At 39.8% G+C, this 17393-nt stretch carries 18 protein-coding genes and 1 tRNA gene; 1 reads left to right on the top strand and 18 read right to left on the bottom strand.

Annotation, left to right across the window (positions count from 1 at the left end; translation table 11 throughout):
• Nucleotides 1–26 precede the first annotated feature (26 nt).
• The 3 genes from ACK1I8_RS00900 to ACK1I8_RS00890 all read right to left on the bottom strand — a co-directional run bounded on the left by ACK1I8_RS00900 (nt 27) and on the right by ACK1I8_RS00890 (nt 3212).
• Entirely contained in the window at nt 27–1238 is a 1212-nt protein-coding gene (locus ACK1I8_RS00900) for a bifunctional 3,4-dihydroxy-2-butanone-4-phosphate synthase/GTP cyclohydrolase II (protein ID WP_412467489.1), read from the bottom strand.
• Nucleotides 1239–1376: 138 nt separating this feature from the next.
• The gene (locus ACK1I8_RS00895) at nt 1377–2801 is read right to left on the bottom strand and encodes an LptF/LptG family permease (RefSeq protein ID WP_412467488.1); all 1425 of its coding nucleotides are present in this window, start codon (nt 2799–2801) and stop codon (nt 1377–1379) included.
• Nucleotides 2802–2831: 30 nt separating this feature from the next.
• A complete protein-coding gene (locus ACK1I8_RS00890) occupies nt 2832–3212 on the bottom strand; it encodes an START-like domain-containing protein (RefSeq protein WP_412467487.1) in 381 nt (126 codons plus the stop codon).
• 945 nt (nt 3213–4157) lie between these two features.
• Between ACK1I8_RS00890 and ACK1I8_RS00885 the strand changes: the two genes are divergently transcribed.
• Nucleotides 4158–4231 (top strand) — tRNA-Met (locus ACK1I8_RS00885).
• Here the strand turns inward: ACK1I8_RS00885 and ACK1I8_RS00880 are convergent.
• The 15 genes from ACK1I8_RS00880 to ACK1I8_RS00810 form a co-directional block, all read right to left on the bottom strand.
• On the bottom strand, nt 4191–5804 hold the full coding sequence (locus tag ACK1I8_RS00880) for a recombinase family protein (RefSeq protein WP_090985752.1): 1614 nt from the start codon (nt 5802–5804) through the stop codon (nt 4191–4193). The genes ACK1I8_RS00885 and ACK1I8_RS00880 overlap by 41 nt on opposite strands.
• A gap of 43 nt (nt 5805–5847) precedes the next feature.
• On the bottom strand, nt 5848–6042 hold the full coding sequence (locus ACK1I8_RS00875) for a hypothetical protein (protein ID WP_090985754.1): 195 nt from the start codon (nt 6040–6042) through the stop codon (nt 5848–5850).
• Between the two features lie 139 nt (nt 6043–6181).
• Nucleotides 6182–6979: a hypothetical protein gene (locus ACK1I8_RS00870; RefSeq protein WP_090985756.1), complete on the bottom strand. Its 798-nt coding sequence runs from the start codon at nt 6977–6979 to the stop codon at nt 6182–6184.
• 51 nt (nt 6980–7030) lie between these two features.
• Complete coding sequence (locus ACK1I8_RS00865) at nt 7031–7840, bottom strand: DUF4099 domain-containing protein (protein ID WP_090985758.1); 810 nt, start codon at nt 7838–7840, stop codon at nt 7031–7033.
• 61 nt (nt 7841–7901) lie between these two features.
• Entirely contained in the window at nt 7902–8390 is a 489-nt protein-coding gene (locus tag ACK1I8_RS00860; protein ID WP_159435272.1) for a M23 family metallopeptidase, read from the bottom strand.
• A 4-nt stretch (nt 8391–8394) separates the two neighbouring features.
• Entirely contained in the window at nt 8395–10353 is a 1959-nt protein-coding gene (locus tag ACK1I8_RS00855; protein WP_090985760.1) for a type IV secretory system conjugative DNA transfer family protein, read from the bottom strand.
• A gap of 10 nt (nt 10354–10363) precedes the next feature.
• Nucleotides 10364–11203, bottom strand: a complete 840-nt coding sequence (traN, locus tag ACK1I8_RS00850) for a conjugative transposon protein TraN (RefSeq protein WP_090985762.1) — start codon at nt 11201–11203, stop codon at nt 10364–10366.
• A 6-nt stretch (nt 11204–11209) separates the two neighbouring features.
• Complete coding sequence (traM, locus tag ACK1I8_RS00845) at nt 11210–12406, bottom strand: conjugative transposon protein TraM (RefSeq protein ID WP_412467486.1); 1197 nt, start codon at nt 12404–12406, stop codon at nt 11210–11212.
• Nucleotides 12407–12416: 10 nt separating this feature from the next.
• Nucleotides 12417–12845, bottom strand: coding sequence for a hypothetical protein (locus ACK1I8_RS00840; protein WP_090985766.1), 429 nt, complete (start codon nt 12843–12845; stop codon nt 12417–12419).
• On the bottom strand, nt 12823–13437 hold the full coding sequence (gene traK, locus ACK1I8_RS00835) for a conjugative transposon protein TraK (protein WP_090985768.1): 615 nt from the start codon (nt 13435–13437) through the stop codon (nt 12823–12825). Before traK ends, ACK1I8_RS00840 begins: the two co-directional genes overlap by 23 nt.
• A gap of 17 nt (nt 13438–13454) precedes the next feature.
• Nucleotides 13455–14603 (bottom strand): plasmid transfer protein, encoded by a 1149-nt coding sequence (locus ACK1I8_RS00830; protein ID WP_090985769.1) that lies wholly within the window; start codon nt 14601–14603, stop codon nt 13455–13457.
• An 11-nt stretch (nt 14604–14614) separates the two neighbouring features.
• Entirely contained in the window at nt 14615–15349 is a 735-nt protein-coding gene (locus ACK1I8_RS00825; RefSeq protein WP_090985771.1) for a hypothetical protein, read from the bottom strand.
• Nucleotides 15350–15403: 54 nt separating this feature from the next.
• Entirely contained in the window at nt 15404–16069 is a 666-nt protein-coding gene (locus tag ACK1I8_RS00820) for a hypothetical protein (protein WP_090985773.1), read from the bottom strand.
• Complete coding sequence (locus ACK1I8_RS00815; protein ID WP_090985775.1) at nt 16066–16731, bottom strand: hypothetical protein; 666 nt, start codon at nt 16729–16731, stop codon at nt 16066–16068. The genes ACK1I8_RS00820 and ACK1I8_RS00815 overlap by 4 nt, the downstream gene beginning before the upstream one ends.
• Nucleotides 16728–17390 (bottom strand): hypothetical protein, encoded by a 663-nt coding sequence (locus tag ACK1I8_RS00810; protein ID WP_090985777.1) that lies wholly within the window; start codon nt 17388–17390, stop codon nt 16728–16730. Before ACK1I8_RS00810 ends, ACK1I8_RS00815 begins: the two co-directional genes overlap by 4 nt.
• Nucleotides 17391–17393 lie beyond the last annotated feature (3 nt).

Below are 17393 nucleotides of genomic sequence, written 5' to 3'. Positions count from 1 at the left end.
TGCGAACTATCAACTGCCAACTGTAACTATCCTTTCATGATCGAATGGCCCATTTTATCTCTCTTGGTTGCTAAATAACGTTCGTTATGTACATTACTTGCAATTTCGATCGGAATGTTTTCTACTACTTCCAAGCCATAACCAATTAACCCTGCCCTTTTGGTTGGGTTATTGGTCATTAAACGCATTTTAGTTACCCCTTCCGATCGCAGGATTTGAGCACCTACACCGTAATCGCGTTCATCTCCTTTAAAACCCAGTTTAATATTGGCTTCAACAGTATCAAAACCAGCATCCTGTAAGTTATAAGAACGTAACTTATTAATCAGCCCTATACCTCTACCCTCCTGGTTCATATACACCACAATACCTTTACCTTCTTTTTCAATCATTTCTAATGCTTTATGCAACTGTGGCCCGCAATCGCAACGGCACGACCCAAAGATATCACCCGTAACACAAGAACTGTGTACACGTGCCAAAATAGGTTCATTTACATCCCATTCGCCCTTAGAAATAGCTAAATGTGTAGCATTATTATCTAACTGTGTATAAGCTGTCATTTTAAAATTGCCCCAAGCAGTAGGCAAATCGATGCTAACCTCCTGTTTAATCAGGCTGTCTATCTTTAAACGGTAGGCAATTAAATCCTCAATAGATATGATTTTTAGCTGATGCTGCTCGGCAATTTTGAATAAATCAGGAAGTCTGGCCATTTCGCCATCTTCTTTTAAAATTTCAACCAATAAACCTGCAGGTTTCATACCGGCCAAACGTGCTAAATCTACCGCAGCCTCGGTGTGCCCTGCACGGCGGATGACACCACCATCTTTGGCTATTAACGGAAAAATATGTCCTGGTCTACCCAACTCTTCAGGGTCGGTTTTAGGATTAACCAAAGCCAACATCGTTTTAGAGCGGTCGCTTGCCGAAATTCCGGTAGTGCAGCCATGACCAACCAAATCTACCGAAACCGTAAAATTAGTTTCGTAAGCTGCCGTATTTTTACCCACCATGAGGTTAAGGTTCAACTCTTTACAACGTTCTTCTGTTAAGGGCGCGCAAATTAAACCACGGCCGTAAGTAGCCATAAAATTAATAATCTCAGGTGTTGCATTTTCGGCTGCAGTTAAAAAATCACCTTCGTTTTCTCTATTTTCATCATCTACAACAATAATTACTTTACCGGCTTTTATATCTGCGATGGCCTCTTCTATTGTGTTTAATTTTGTTTGCATTTTATAAGCATTATGGGGCAATGGTGTATAAAGCGTATTAAAATGGTTTTATACTACAAACGATAACCCGTACAAAGGTACAACCTTATTAAGCAATTTTTGGATTAAAATATCATCTGTAAGTAAAGGAAAAGCAACCTATTTTTCTTTCCTTTTAAAAAGCTTCAGAAATAGCTGCTTGTAATAATCTATATCGAATAAGGCCGAATCTACAGTAGCTTTATAGGTTAAAAAGGCGGCTAAGGGAGATAGTACAATCACGGCAATCCACATGCCGAATATTGGATTCAAATTACCTTCACGTGCTGATTTTTCGGCCACTGTGGTGATAATATGATACACCAGAAAGAAACAGATAGCCACTACTACAGGCAAACCCATTCCACCTTTTCTAATAATGGCGCCTAATGGCGCACCAATAAAAAACAACAGGATGCAGGATGCTGCCAGCGTAAATTTGCGCTGATACTCAACTGTGGTAAAAATGATCTCGCCGGTTAAATCTGTTTGGCGCGGCCCCCAATTGGGTACATGCTGCATAATGTTTGCAACGGTGTTGGTTGCATTCTCAAGGGCCATTTTACGCGATCCGTTCGGAATGCTTTTTAATATGACGTCGTCAATATTTTTCGGAACCGCTTTTACGCTGGTATAACCTTTAGTTACATTAAACTGTTTAAAATTACTGGTGAGGTTAGCGACCGTACGCATTTTCATTGTATCCAATTGTTTGGTCAGTGAATCGCGCTTTTTCACAATCCCTTTTAGGTTTAACATGGGGGTACTGTTTCCGAATGCATTAGGATCGGTGGTACTCGCATCAAAAGACGACATATCAAAACGGGGTGATGTTTCTTTAAAACGGTTTCGTGTAAAAATCTGCCTTGGATTATACATACCGTTTTTTGCCGCCTGTTCCTCGTACTGTACCCCATTTTTAAGGTTAAGCACTAAAAACTTTCCATCAGCGGTTTTATTCATTTTGCCCTCCCTGGCCAGGATCACTTTCGGAATCCCATTATTCTCACGATGATCGTAAATCATGATATTGTGCAGCGTACCGTCTTCCTCCTTCGAATCAACACGGATGGCATACCCTGGAATTTCGTTGTTAAATACTCCTGGTTTGATTAAAAATGAAAGCTTTTTGTTCCTGATATCATACAAAAGCGAACCAAATTTGAGGTTAGCTTTGGGCAGCATGTAGTTGGCAAAAAAGAAAGAGGCAACAGTGAGCATCAAAATCACCACAAGTAATGGGCGCATGGCTTTCTGCAGCGAAATACCTGCTGATTTGATGGCCACCAGCTCATAATTTTCGCCCAATGTACCAAAAGTCATGATGGAAGAAAGCAATACCGAAAGTGGAAGCGCCATGGATACATTGGCTGCCGAGGCATAATACATCAGTTCGAGAATGGTATACCATTCGAAACCTTTTCCTATCAAATCATCAATCCATTTAAACAGAAAAAACATTAACAGGATAAACATCATAACAAAAAATGTTGCTATGAATGGTTTCACAAATGCTTTTATCAATAGAAGATGTATTTTTTTCACCTTACAAAGGTAAACAATACGAAGGTAATATTACGCACCCAAAACGCTAATCAGGTAATCGATCTGGTTATCCCAGATTAATTTTTTCTCTGCTAAAAGCTCATCGGTGGTAAAATCGGTAATGGAGAGGGCTACATCATTGGTTAATTCATCCTGCACAATTTCCATCTCAAAATAACATTGAGGTTCATCATCCAGCCACTTAAATTTAACCAGTTTATTTTCCTTAACGGCAATCAGCTTTGCTTTTTGCTGTTCATCATCCCAGGTGAAGGTATATATCTGATCGCGAAAATTCACATCATCCGCAAACCATTGCGACAAGCCGTTTGGCTCACTTATAAAACTATACAATATTCTTGGTGACGATCTAACTTCGTACTCTAGTGTAAATTTTTTCTTTTCTGCCATGTTAGTACACTACCAGGATAATTTCCGGACAATTTTTTAATATTCTTTTGCTAAAGAAAGGTAATTTATTCTATATCTGCAACAATATAATTTTTATTGGTTTGAGGTGGTGCGTTGGTTCATTTGTCATTGCTCACTGGTTATGGTTCAGTCGTCATTAGTTCGTTTTGCCATTACCTTTTTTACCTCATGCCCGCAGACCATGTTAACGATAAACTATAGCAAGTATTTGATTTATAACCTCATAACATCTTCACAAGCACCATCAACTCATAAAAAACCTGGATGATTATCCTATCAGAAAGTGTTTTTCGATTGAACCAATATGGCGCTTATATGCCTTATATGGTTAGGAAAGGCAGGGAATTGTTGAAATTTGTTAAAGATCGAATAAAGTTATGACAAAGGATAGCTATTTTAATTGGGTTAATTTGCTTCAGTATAAGACACCTCGAATTCCTTTACCCATTGTTTACCCTTTGCTTACCTCTTCTGTACACCAGGTTAACCCCATGCTTACCCTTTGCTTACCTATTCTTTACCCTGGCGTTACCTAATTTATTACCTAAAAGGTAAACAATCAGTGAATATGGAGTACAGTAAAAGCTACTCAGCAGTTAACCTGATCACTCCAAGGAGTAAGCAATATTCGAAGCGGTTTTTGCATGATCATACCATAATATACCCGACATCGCTAAGCGCCAGAACTGTTTTTTAACCGACCGCTACACAAAAACCTTTATGCAACGCAACCTTATTATATAAAAGTGCTCTTATAAAGGATGGTATGAGGAAGTAAACCTGCAAAAATTAATCAATTTTGTTGACTACCAATGCCTTAAACTATTTTTCAAATTTCTTTTTAATTGAATATATATTTATCCTATATTTGCAACTCTTAAAAATAACCACATCAATATTTACATTATCTGTAAATATTAGCCCGGCGGGGTAGCTCAGATGGTTAGAGCGCAGGATTCATAACCCTGAGGTCGGCAGTTCGATCCTGCTCCCCGCTACCGAAGCGGCAAAAGAGGCATAATTCAGATCCAATTCTGGTATGCCTCTTTGCTTTTTAAGGACAACCTGCTGAAAATAAGCTATATACAAAAACACAAAATTGATTTCCTTGGTTCGAACTTTATCATTTTTCTTATCATAACTTATACCCTTAGGGAATAGTAATGATTGCAATTGTTGCTTAGTATGATAATCACCAGAAACCCACTTAGAAGGCAGTTGAGTGGCATATTCGATCGCTAATTCGACACATTTTACTAGGTTCGAACTTTTATTTGATAGCGTCATTAAATTACGCTCAATTTCATATTTTTCTTGAGAATATTTTTCATGATACTTAGTATAAAGTTCATTACTAACCTCCTCCTCAATATACCTTTCTTCAAGACGATCTACTTTACTTTTAATTTCTCTATAGCTATTCTCCAACTGTATAAGGTCTGTCTCCTTATGTTTAGTTAATTGGTTAAAGGTTGCCACCACTTGATTTTTTATTAATTCTAAATAGTCTTTTGCCGTTTCTATTTTAAAAAATTCCAAAACCCTTTCGAACCTTCTGTTTAAATCATTAGCATTTTTATTATTACAACATGCTTTGGTTTTACACTTATAATAATGAATATTTTTTTTACGTGCTAAATACCCACTTAAAGGCCTACCACATTCAGCACAGACCATAAACCGTTTAAGTGGTATATCTACATTTTCCTCATTGATTGAGAATCCATGTGACAATGTATCTAACAAACCATTAACTTTTAAGAATAATTCTCTAGGAACGAGTTTTTCATGATTTCCCTCAACTACTTTACCTTCCAGCATATTATGAACCATTAAACCACAGTAAAATGGATTCCTAAAAATTTCAGATATCCGCTGATGGATCAATTTTAATCCCCTCAGCGCCAAACGGTCACGAATAACTTCGTTGGAGACATTTTCATAGGCCTTCCACTCAAATGCCTGACGTAATAACCTACCTTTTGCATTGACCACTATCTTTCTTCGATTTCCTGATTTATCAATATCAAAACCAAGAGGGGGACTGGTTGGCCAATCGCCACGTAGCAGCATTTCCCTTATACCTGCTGTACACTTTTGCTTGCGTAACTGGTTGTCAAATTCCCCAAAAAGAAAAAGTAATTTTTGTTGCATCTGACCAGATGCATTTGAAGTGTCAATTGGCTGCGTTACAGAAATAATTTCAATCCCTAACCTCCTGAGTTCACCACTTAACCAAATAGAATTGTCATTTCTAGAAAAACGTTCAAGACTATAAACTAATATGGCGGAAATTTTTCCTTTATATTTTTTAACAAAAGATAACATTGCTGTAAATTGTTTTCTTTCATCATTCTCCGCACTCTCATAGGTACCTCCGAATTGGGCCATGATATCGAAACCAAACTTTTCAGCGTACGACGTACAGGCTTTAAGCTGAGTACCTAGGCTGAGGTTATCAACCTGGTCTTTACCACTCACTCTGGTATAAATAACACATTCTTTACTCCGGGTTACTTGCTTATGTTGTTTTCCCTTGGCGAAAGAATCAAAAAATAAAACATCTGACATATAATAATTTTACCTTAATGTATATCACTTAATATAGTAATAATCAATCGCTTTTTCCATCATCACTCTCTAACTTTTGATGGGCATTAAATACAATAATCGAAAATTTTTTCACAGTTAATATTAGATCTTCTGCTTCATCAACAGTAAAATTTGCGAATAATGGTAGTGACAGAACTTCTTCAACCGTAAGATCGTGGTGTCTTAGAATCATTTCAACAGTTAATTGACTTTCCATACTGATTAAGTTATAGTAGCTAGCTACTTCATTAAAATATTTGTTTCAACAGATAGGATACCATGATATTAAAAAACATCATATACAACAAGACAGGGGACTAAAAGCCCCCTGCATTATTACAAACCTGAATTAGTGATTACCTACCCCGACCCTTTTTTTCTTCGACTTTTGGCTCTATTGCGCCTTCGAGAGCATATTCTTTTTCCTTTTCCTCTTTTAATACCGGTTCCTTGCGGTCTACAGCTTTACTGTAGATCTCCCCTAAATCACGATCATAGAAATCAAGTGTTTTAAACTTAGGATTAGCTGTAACAAAGCCAGTTACTTCCTTTCCATTTTTCATGAAGGATACCTCATGAAGATTACCCCGTTCAAGACTTTTGAGCAACTGATCTTTAAATCCTAGCTTTTCCATGTTAAGTATGTGAAAAGTTTCTACTGTTTCTTTAAGACTAAAGCCATAATTTTTACCATAAGGATCTATTGCGTAACCCTTCTCTGGAGTATGTTCGGTAAAATCTAACTTAAGCCAAAGGTTCGCTTTTTCGCCACTCTTTAAAACAACATCTTTATTTACAGCACGTCCCGACAGCAGGTTATAACTTTCTTTGGCTGTAACTCCTTTCCCTTTATTGATATAAAAGGTCTGCGAAATAAGATCCTTTGTGTCCGCTTTTTTCAGTGTTGCCTCATAGCTATTAAAAAAATACATGTCGGTTTCCTTACTTTTTGAAAAACTAAGTACGTATGTCATCTTATCACCAAACTCCGGCTCATATCTTTTAGCCGGATCTGGCATCTCCTTGGTGGGAGACTGGATTTTAAAGCCCACGGGGCCATGTGCAATTGACTCCTTTAGATCTGCATTAAGAGAATCTCCAAAGCCTAAGTACTTCAATGTATTCTGTAAGTACTCCAAATTATTCTCATTCATAATTGAAAAAATTAAGGTTAAAATTCATTTAATTATTTTGTTTGAACAGGATTATCTCGACACCCCTGATCTGCCGTATCCACGTGAATACTCGTTATTATTGGATATGGCTGAGGTTGTTTCTTCAGGGTTCTTAACCGTAGACTTCTGCGCGGCCGCTGCCTGAAGGGCCTTATGATAATTTTCATTCCGCTCATCTTTCTGCGGCAACAGTCCCCGATCGCCAACCATGGCTTTTAGACCTGTTAGCAGAAGGTAGGATATTCCACCGTCCATCAAAAGAGAGACGACAAGCGCCAACCTATTGGAACGGATTCCATCCGGAGTAGCGCTACTGGCCTGAAAGGTAGTCCCATCAGGCATTTCAATCTGGCGGCCATTGGCATAACGCTCTTTTTGATAAGGTGTTAGTGGTATACCATTCACCATTTCGGGAACGCGTAATCTTGAAGTATCAGTCACAATGAACTCCCTTGTGTCCCAGTCATATTCCACCATCAGTTTTTTATTCTGTCCATTTTCAACGGTTTCTTTGATAAGGTTTGCTTTAAGTCCGGTAATCAGATCATCTGCCTCCGTTGATGAAATAATTTTCGGCGCAATTGATTGTTTGTATACCGGGTGAACTAAAAGCTCCGCTTTTCCATCTGAATTTTTGGCAAGAGAAAGCTTTACGTTCATCTCCTGCACTTCGACACCACTGTGAATGACATTATTTAGCTTGATTAAGCTAGTCCTCATGCCAGAGAGCAATGCATCGATATCGTTCTTGGGAAGATTAATCTCCCCATCCTTAAATAGTCCGAGTTCGCGCAAATCCTCAACAGGAAGATCGCGCACATTCAAATTTGAATACTGCATATGGGTGTATTTAAAAGTTTGGGTTAAATTATGTGGGCAGCAACTGCTGCAATTTTTTGAACTACAGATTCAGATACTGCTCAAGCTCATTATCATTTCTAAAAAGTATATCTGCTAAGAAATAAAGTGGATTGATCGGCAGACCTTTATGCTGCACTGTTAAATGCAGGTGTTCGCCAGTTGTTCTTCCAGTCGATCCGCTTAAACCGATTGGAAATCCCGTATAAAGGTTTTGGTTTACCACACAATATAATTTTGAAAGGTGTGCATAGTAAACTGTATAGTTACCATATTTCACTGTTACGAAGTTTCCCATTATCGGGGTATATCCAACCTTAACAACCTGTCCATCTAGAACAGAACAGACAATTTCATTTTTTGCTGCGATGTCAATCCCTTTATGAAATGATTTTTTTTCGCCGGTAACGGGATGAAGCCTAAAGCCAAATCCAGAATTTAGCTTAAACACTTTAAGCGGAAGTGTCGCATAACAATTTTTAGAAGAAACAGTATCCTGAATGGCCCCGTATCCATTAGCACTGATAAACATAACACTACATAAAACCAGCGACCAATAATTCGATTTCTTTATTGATCCGCAAAAAATTCCGTGTGAGGATTTCTTCCTTCTTTCCTCCAAAATCGTAAAAATCCGGCAGTTCAACATATCCTTCTTCCTCCTTTTTAATTTCTTTGAGATCCAGGTTTATTTTGCAGTTTACAGCTGAGGTTTCATACTCACCCGTATATTTATCATCCGCATCCGTGGCAAGTAACCCCACAAGCTCTCCTGCGCCAAGGGTAGTGATTTTGCCAGCTGGGATTAAAACTTCCAGCTTTTCGCTGATTGATTTCGACACTTTGCTCCTATCGATAGAAATGCTTTCTCCGATCTGTTTCGATTTACCGAAAATTCTTTCCAGCCAGTCAAGCGTTTCTTTGTTCCTCGCCGAACCGGACAGCACATTGCCAACTACGGAAGTGATGGTTGTTGCGGTATCTTTTCCATACTGTTGTTTGAACTGGGGCAATTCCTGCATTCCTATTAATACGGCTACTTTATTGGATCTACCCGTTGCAATCAGGTTCTCGATCCGGTGAACAAAAAGCGTGGGACCTTCATCTAGTAAAATTGCAGAAGGAAGGTTGCCTTTCGAATTAATCAGCCGTGTAAGGCGGTTGATTACCACCGAATAACATGCAGAATTGATATTCTGTGTATTGGGATCGTTAGCCATTACTAAAATTCCCGGAGATTTCGGATTCGAAATTTTTAGATCAAAATCATTCCCGGAAAACACCCAAAATGTTTCCTTTGTAGCCATACGGCTCATAAATATTTTTAGCGTTCCGATCTGTCCCTCCAGCTGATCAAAGGCCTTCGCGGCGAATGCAGACTTAAAAGGTGATAGTAATGAGACCAATTCAGGATTGGTAAAAAGTACTGAAAAAATCTCTTGATAAGAACGGTTTAAAAAAGCCATCACATGTGGAAGACTGGAATATTTTCCGTTTTCATATCTGCTCATAAAATAAATGCATGATGCAAGAAAATTGATTGCTGATTGGGTAAAAAAAGCGTCACTCCCGCTGGCCTTATCGCCTTTTTTTAATGCTTCCACGGTTCCTTCTGCTGTCTCTGAAGCGTCCGCCAACATAGTAATATAATCGCACCGGAATGGATTTATCCTCCGGCTTTTTTCGACATCCGTCAGGTTGATGACATGAAAACTAAAATCCTTCAACAAGCCTTTTTTCTTTCCCTGCAAAAAGTGGTAATATGCGATCTTTGCTAGATCTGGAAACTTAAAATCGTATAAACAGACCGTAAACGACTTGGCAATCAGCTGCCTGATAAAAGGGTTTACAACCGAAAAGGATTTTCCTGACCCAGGTGTCCCGATCAAAATCGTTGCACGAAAAACGTTCACCAGATTTAGCCACCCCTTTCTTACTTTTCCTTTGTAATAGAAAAGCATCGGTATATTTACCGAGTAAGGATTCTCAATCTTTTTGGTCTGTTGCATGAAACTTTCAGCTTCAACATTCCATTTATCCTTACCAAGTCCCGATCTAATGATTTTTGAGATATTATCCATCGACACACTGATCATTACCGCCCCAATCAACGACAGAAACATATAGGTCAGGTTGGTTACCGTAGTATATGAAAATACTAAGCTGCTAGGTCTTCCATAAAAAAATATGCTGCCAAAATAAAAAAGGAGTCCCAAGGTTAAAGGATAAACAACTTTTGTTTTAGGATCAAAATCTAACTCTTTTTTGGATAGCGTACCAATACTGACCAGACAGATCAATGACAGTACAGAAAGTTTGCTGTAAATCAGTTCTTTGTATATAATGATTGATTTCACCTTCTCTAAACCCATATTGAATATCCCCCAAAATGGGGCGCCCAGATATACGAAAACGCTTATCTCTAACGCAATTGCAAAATAGATCAGACACTGCAGGAAACCATGTAGTTTCTGAATTTCCTTCGACTCTTCCATACTCCGTTTTTTACCTGCTGATCTTCTTTGCCTTTAGAATGTCGGAATAGCGGATATTAAAGGCAATAGATCGACCCGAGATCTGTTTTTCTGATAATTCAATATTAAGTATTTTATGATCCGGGAAGGTCAATTTGCGCAAGACAAATATATTCCGGTAGCTTTTTTCAAAGATTGGAATATCTCTAAAGCTGGATATCGGAACAACATCCAATGACTGAACAGTTGTTGCCTTGTGCTGTTTTCGGTCTTCAATGTGCATCCTTAACACATCAATCTCGTATGGAATTTTCGTCGCATTATCAAAGCTAATATCCAAAAGCAGGTACTGTCCAACAGTGGTGATGCCATTCAGTATTGCCCTGATTCCATTTTTCTTTTCTCTTACTTCCGCATCGAATGGCTTGTGCTCGAACATTTTTTTGGAAATACTGTCAAGTTCGGCACTAGAGATTATTGAACTTTTCGCTTCAACTGCCCTCATCTCGCCAAAGGAGATATCAATCAAAGAACTGAAAGCCGTTTCCGGCCGATCATCAAAGATGATTGCATACTGTTTGATCCTTTTTTCTCCCATGATAGTTAGGACACCCATATAACCATCTTTAAACTTGGTTGAATCTAGCATCTTAATTCTTAGCAGGTTCTTATCAGGAAGATCACCAACGAGCCCCTTTGGAATATCCACATATGTTATTTTTTCCGGAGCAAGAAAATGTAGCGTTAATGTTCGTTTGATATAAATTTTTGGGACCTCAATGGATGCTCCAATTGTATTGCCCATAGATTGGGCAGAAAGCGTCCCTGCCATCAAGAATAACAGGACAATAGTTAGAATATTGTTTTTCATGTCTTTTTAATTTTTTTCTTGCAGATCATGTGGATCGACAAGGAATACCTGATTATTGAATTTTAATTTGGCTCTGTTTTTTCTAACCAGATTGGCAATAGCCGATGAAGTAGACTGGAACAGTTTATCCACTGTACTCATTACGAATTCATTTTGATTCTGGGAACTGCCCATGGTGTTAAATCCCTGAACAGGGCTTGAGCCCAGGCCTTTGGAAAACTCCCTGAAAGCTGATGCAGGAACATATAGACCAGGTAAACCATCCGTATCATAAACCAATAGTTTTATCGGCAAGATCTTTCCCGAGCAGATCACAGAACTGATCTCTAACTGCACACGTTGTTCAGAGAAACCGCTGATCCTGGCATATAGATCAGTACCTTTTGGTAAAAGTGATTTTCCTGCATAAACCTGGTCAAGTAACCTGAGCCTTATCCGTGAACCGGAATAACCAGTTATATCCTCATCGATGATCGCAGTGATCATTGGCCGGTTTTCGAAAGCTGTTAACGTGTTGAATTCGGTTGTAGGTGCAGAAATCTTCGAAACCTGAAGAGTTCTTTCTTCTTTAGCCGATCCGGCCACTGCTATCATTTTCTCTTTTTGCCGGGCAATATGGTCAGGATCATTCACTTTCTGAAGGCTGTCCACATAAGCCATCTGTTTTTTGAAAAGATCCATAGGATCTGTTTCCTTTGATATATTATTCGGCGATGGTTTCTCCCTACTCCTGGCCTCCGCCAGACTTGCCAATGCCTGTGCTACTGCCCGATCCTCAGGCTTGCCACCAACACTATATTCTGACCTACCTGCAGAATAAACAGGATATGATTTATTTTCCAGTTGCCTGGGCATGTAAGCTTGTCTTTTGATCGATTCTTCGATTGAATCAAGTTTTTGCTTTTCCCGATCAGAATATGAACTGGCCAACGTTGCCTGTGGCAATTGCTCTTCACTAACTGTTTTAATCGCTGAATAACCATCTGCCTCTTTGTAACTGTTCTTATAAGCCTCTAATTTATCGGATAAGCCCCGTTCGCGGACCTGGTCTGATATTTCAGTGAGATTACCATTCATATCCTCCTTCAGGTTGCCCGACTGTTTTTTAGATGCACTCTGTTGGTATACATAAAAGAAAAGGCATAAGAAGGGGATGGAAATCAATGGGATTATATACCGTGGTTTTTTAAAATTTATTTTCATAACATTGTGATTAACGAAGCCTCTTTAGCTCCTCTAGTTTAGCTTCCAAAAAAAGCGTATCCATATTGTTCAGCTCAGCCCTCTCCAATACTGAATCGACCTGTTTTTTGATCTCTACCGTTTTTCTCAGTTTTGCACCCGTACTACTGATCTTTGACAATCCGTCGTCAATAGACTGCGGATTTTTTCCACTCCCATGCTGGCTGTGGAGATTATTAGCTTTTGCATCCAACTTATTGTCAGAACTGAAAAGGCCAAAGGAAAACAGCAATGAAAAGATAATCAGGGCAACCATCAGAGTAAATACCAGCCTGGGGTGTGCCCGTAAAAAACGCACCGTTTTTCTGCGGATTAGTGTCAGGTATGGCCTGAATTCTTGATAGAGTTCGGCAGAAACCGTTATGCCGGGGTCTCTGTTAGATCGGATTTTTCTGAACATTTTCTACATCTTTATTTTCAAGCGTTTTCCAGGAAAGGATAAGCACTCCATATAGATTATTGTCGCTTTTCGGAATGTCCCGTAGATACCCTTCGGTAATTAGCGATCTGGTAACAATTGAGCTTCTGCGCTCAATACGCTGCTTCCCATAGTAGCGGAAAAATTTCTTTTTGACATCTATAAAAATAGAATCAGTCTGTAAAGTGAGTACTGAACTACTGGAAAGTATAGAGCTGAAATAACCTTTTTCCTTGAGGTTTAGGTACTGTTGCATTCCCGATTCATCAATTAGATACATGGCCTTTTTCATCTGGTAATCGATATAACGATCATCTGGTGTTAGAGAAAAGAACAGTGAATGAAAAAGCTCTACATGTCCCCTATAGATTGCCGGCCTGATCAGTTGTTCATCAGTCTGCCTGGCCAATACTGGTACATTATTTTCAAAGATGTAAATACTCTTTCTTGCGACTTCAATCTGTTTATAAGCGAAAAAAGCAATGGAAATACAGATCAGAAAAGCACAGGCCAGACTTCCTATAGATACAAATGTTGCCAGCCGGATCTTAGATTCGATATTTTTAATGATCATAGTTGGTGGATTTAGATTTAAAAGAATTTGCCAGTGGCTTTTTTAGCAATACCGACAACGGTCTGTGAACCACGGCCAAAATTTGATGCGGCTGAACTGATACCAGATGTCGAGATAATCCAGGTGGAGATACTAGGGACAGTAAACATACAGATGGCACCGATCAGAAAACTTAAGATCACGGTACCAAAGGATAGAATCCCATTCCCTGCAAACCAGGCCATTTTTTCTAAATTGGCGGCATCTCCGTTTTCTCCGATCAGCTCCTTATACCTGCTGATCTCAGAGGTCATAGCGTATTTTTGCAGCAACGCTACCAGATACATAATCAGATATGCAATTCCCAAATAAAGGTTAACAGACACGAAACGAGCGATCCAGGTACTCAAAGAATCCCGAAAAGCGGGAAGTATGCTTACTGCAACTGCAAATGGTCCAAGAATAATAAGAATGGTGGAATAAATAATCTGGATCATAAAGATCACATAGGTTGCCAGCCGTAGTATCCATATCCCTAACAGTTCAAGCAATTGGGTAAGCAGCAACTGCATACCAATTTTTAAGCGGTTTTTCAGTTCTATTACCGGACTGACCACTGTCGACATCCCTTCCTTGACCGTACTGGTCACGGAATCCCAAGCCCTCCCCATCCAAGTATCGGATTCTTTTTCTGCCATTTCTGTCTCAGCCTGAAAACTATAGAGGGAATTGGCAACCTTCTGCATATAATCGGCCCGAATGAGTCTAAGCGTGTTTACCTCTGCCTGCTCACTGTTGAACATAGTTTCGGTTCTCGCAGCTACCAGATCAGTTGGGAAAGCGACCATTTTGACAAACGCCCCCCACCAGAGTATGATCATCACCAGTCCGAAGGGCCGCAATAAGGGCATAATCTCCAGTTTTTTATCTCCAGCGATCATCTCATAAGATTTGATTGCAAAAAAAATGATCATGAATATCGCCGCTAGTGCTTTTGCATCGGCAATGAACATATCGAAATGTGTCCATATAGATTCCTTAAGCCCTCTGAGTATAACCATCACTCCTTCTTCATACACTCCGTTACCCTGCAGAAACTCAAAGGATCTGCGGTAGTCGGTAGTTTGTCCCATTGCAAAACCAGTGGCCAACATCATGACCACTCCAAACAATAAAATCTTTTTCATTTTCCTTTGATTTAGTACTTTCTTTTCTGAAGGATCTCCCGCGCAATCCTGATATCGGATTCCGGTGTCCAGTTTTCTATCTTTACATCTTGCCCGATAAGATCCTGTCTTACTTTAACTTTTGCAGGTTCCCGGGCAGTGGCAATTACTTTATCGGTCCAGAGCGCCGATAGTTTGCGGAATTCACTGAGCAATCGGTGATAAGATAAGATCCTAGCGCCCCTTTCGAGCGTTGTCGATCGTGCCGCTTCCAGTCTTTCAGCAAGGATACCGATCTCCCTGCTATACCAGTTGAGGCTTCCGCTGGCAATGATCTTTTCTCTGGCATTTGGAGGAACCCTACCTAAAAGTTCTTTTGGATCGAAGTCAGTTACCCCTTTCAGCTGCCTGGAATAATAGAGTATCCACAGAGGATCGGTTGTGGAAAGGATTCCCGACATCCCCGCAATCTGTAATAGGGCAGTTTGGGCAAGGGTATCAGAATGAAGCTCATATTTTTTATCGATCCCTTGCATACCGGTCACGGCTCCCAACCGCTGGGTCTGTGGCCCAAATGGGCCTAATGGCCTGAGATCCGTTTTGGGATAGTTGGGATGTAACCCCCAGGTTAGCCAGTAATAAGGATTTAGCCCTAAAAAACCAGATGTGGGTGTAAACTTTTTTCTATCCCACTGCTTAAAGACCATACGTTCCTGCTGGTTAACGATACTTTCATCCTTGATCTGTTTCTGTGAATATGCTATCATGTTTTCACACAACAGCAATGTTAAAACCAATAACTTCTTCATTATATCTAAGTGTTATTTTTTGAGATATTTGGTCTTTGAGATGATATCGGCTACAATCTGCCGGTCGCGGTTAATGTAACCTTGAAATGGATTGAGCATACTCATCACTCCCTTAACCTTTGCCCAGTACATTGCTTTCCATGCACCGTATGCCAAGCCGCGAATAATCTGTAGATCGCTTCGGATACCCGTAAGCAGATTATCCCTGCTATTGTAATCCATCAGAATATTTTGATCTTCCTTGAGCACAAAGTCTGAAACTTCTGTCATCATTTTGGCACTGCGTGTTCCTACATCTTTGATGATCTGCTCACTGAACAGTACAAGATAAGGTTCGTTTACGGCTAGCTTACTCATTTCCCTGCCATAGCCAATGATCTCCTCACACACTGAATACATATCCCTTAAGGCCAGTCCATTTTTCAATGCAGAATTTACGTTGGAAAGAGAAGAATAGATCATGCTCTGTGCAATTACAATGCTTGAACTATTGGTATTAATGTTGTCCAGGGATTTATTGATCTTGTTCAGCAGTTCATTATGGCTGACTTCAGCGGCATTTCTGGCCACAGCGTTTTCGCTTACTGTTGCAAGATGCCGTGTATCGATAACTATCCGCTGCGCTGAGAGCCTAAATGAACTCAGGCCAAAAAGCACTATATAAAATATTCGTTTCATTTTTTGAGGTATTTAGCGTTTTGGAGAATATCCTTAACAATTGCCCTATCCATTTCGACGTAACCAGAAAAGGGATTAGCTTTACGAATTGAAGCGAATATATTTCCATAATTAAAAGTTTGGACCAGTCCGACTGCCAGATTTCTTAAATTTGAGAGTTCCGAAATTATATGGTCAAAGAGGATTCTCCTGTCCGATGACTTCATTTGATTTACTGCACCAAGACTGGCCGTAAGCCCTGCTAAATAATAAAGCAGATTTCTCGATTTTTCGAGCAGATCAATTTCTGTCTGGAGCACGAATGGTAAAAGTTCAGGCGTTTTTCCAGCCAGTTCATATAAACTATACTGATCCTTTGCAATCTGACTGACCATGGGTGCCGCACGGGTTCCGATGTCAAGCAGATCAATGGCAGTACCGATGGAATTAAAATGTGATTGTAATTCCCGGTATCTATTTTTGAACCGCGCTAAAAGCGTTCTATTAGCTTCTTCGTTAATACTGTTTACCGCCTGCCTATCCCTTGCCGTTGACTGCCGCTCATGCTCATTTTTGGAATCAGAAACCAGCTGATGGATTGCGGGAATATTAAGTGCTTTTTGTTGAGCTTCGCTAATCTGTATACAGAAAAAAGAAGCTAATGATAGAATCAGCGCCCTCATCTTTTCAGGTATTTAGCAGTCGACAGAACACTATTGGCAATCCGGACATCCATATTGACCCAGTCAGACCACGGGTTTAGGGAAGCAAAAATCCCCCTCATCTTTGCCCAATACATTGCCCGGTGCATTCCATAAGAGGTGCCCCTAAGAATACGCATCTCTGATGCAATATGGTTTAGCAATTTGGAACGTTCACCAGCATCCATTAGGTTATCACGGCCACCTTTGAGCACAAATGCACCAACTTCCGAACTTAGCCTTACTGCCCTGGTTCTGAACTCGCGCGCATTTTGCTCGGCAAAGAGTAATAATATGGGATTGGACTTTCCAAGTTCCATGGCTTTCTCTACATCGGTAACGATATCGAGTCCAATATCTGTAATCTCCTTTACCGACATTAGGTTGTTAAGTATTGTAGATACCTCGGTCAATCCCCTGTAAATCCTGTCCTGCATATCATTGACTACAACCAATTGACCTGTTACCAACAGCTGTCCCCTGGAAATGAGGCTCAGATTATCATTTGTACGGTCGAGCTGCCTATTTATTACGCCTGAATGGCCTGCAATGGCCGCGGAAGTAACCGGATCAACATAAAGAGTCTGTGCATTTATGCTACCGCATAACAAAGCACAAAAAATAATTAGAAATACTTTCATGAT

It is taken from the genome of Pedobacter sp. KLB.chiD, assembly GCF_047040275.1.
In the GTDB taxonomy this organism is placed as follows: Bacteria; Bacteroidota; Bacteroidia; order Sphingobacteriales; family Sphingobacteriaceae; genus Pedobacter.
The sequence above is the reverse complement of the archived record's forward strand: the minus strand, read 5'-3'. Positions and strand labels throughout refer to the sequence as shown.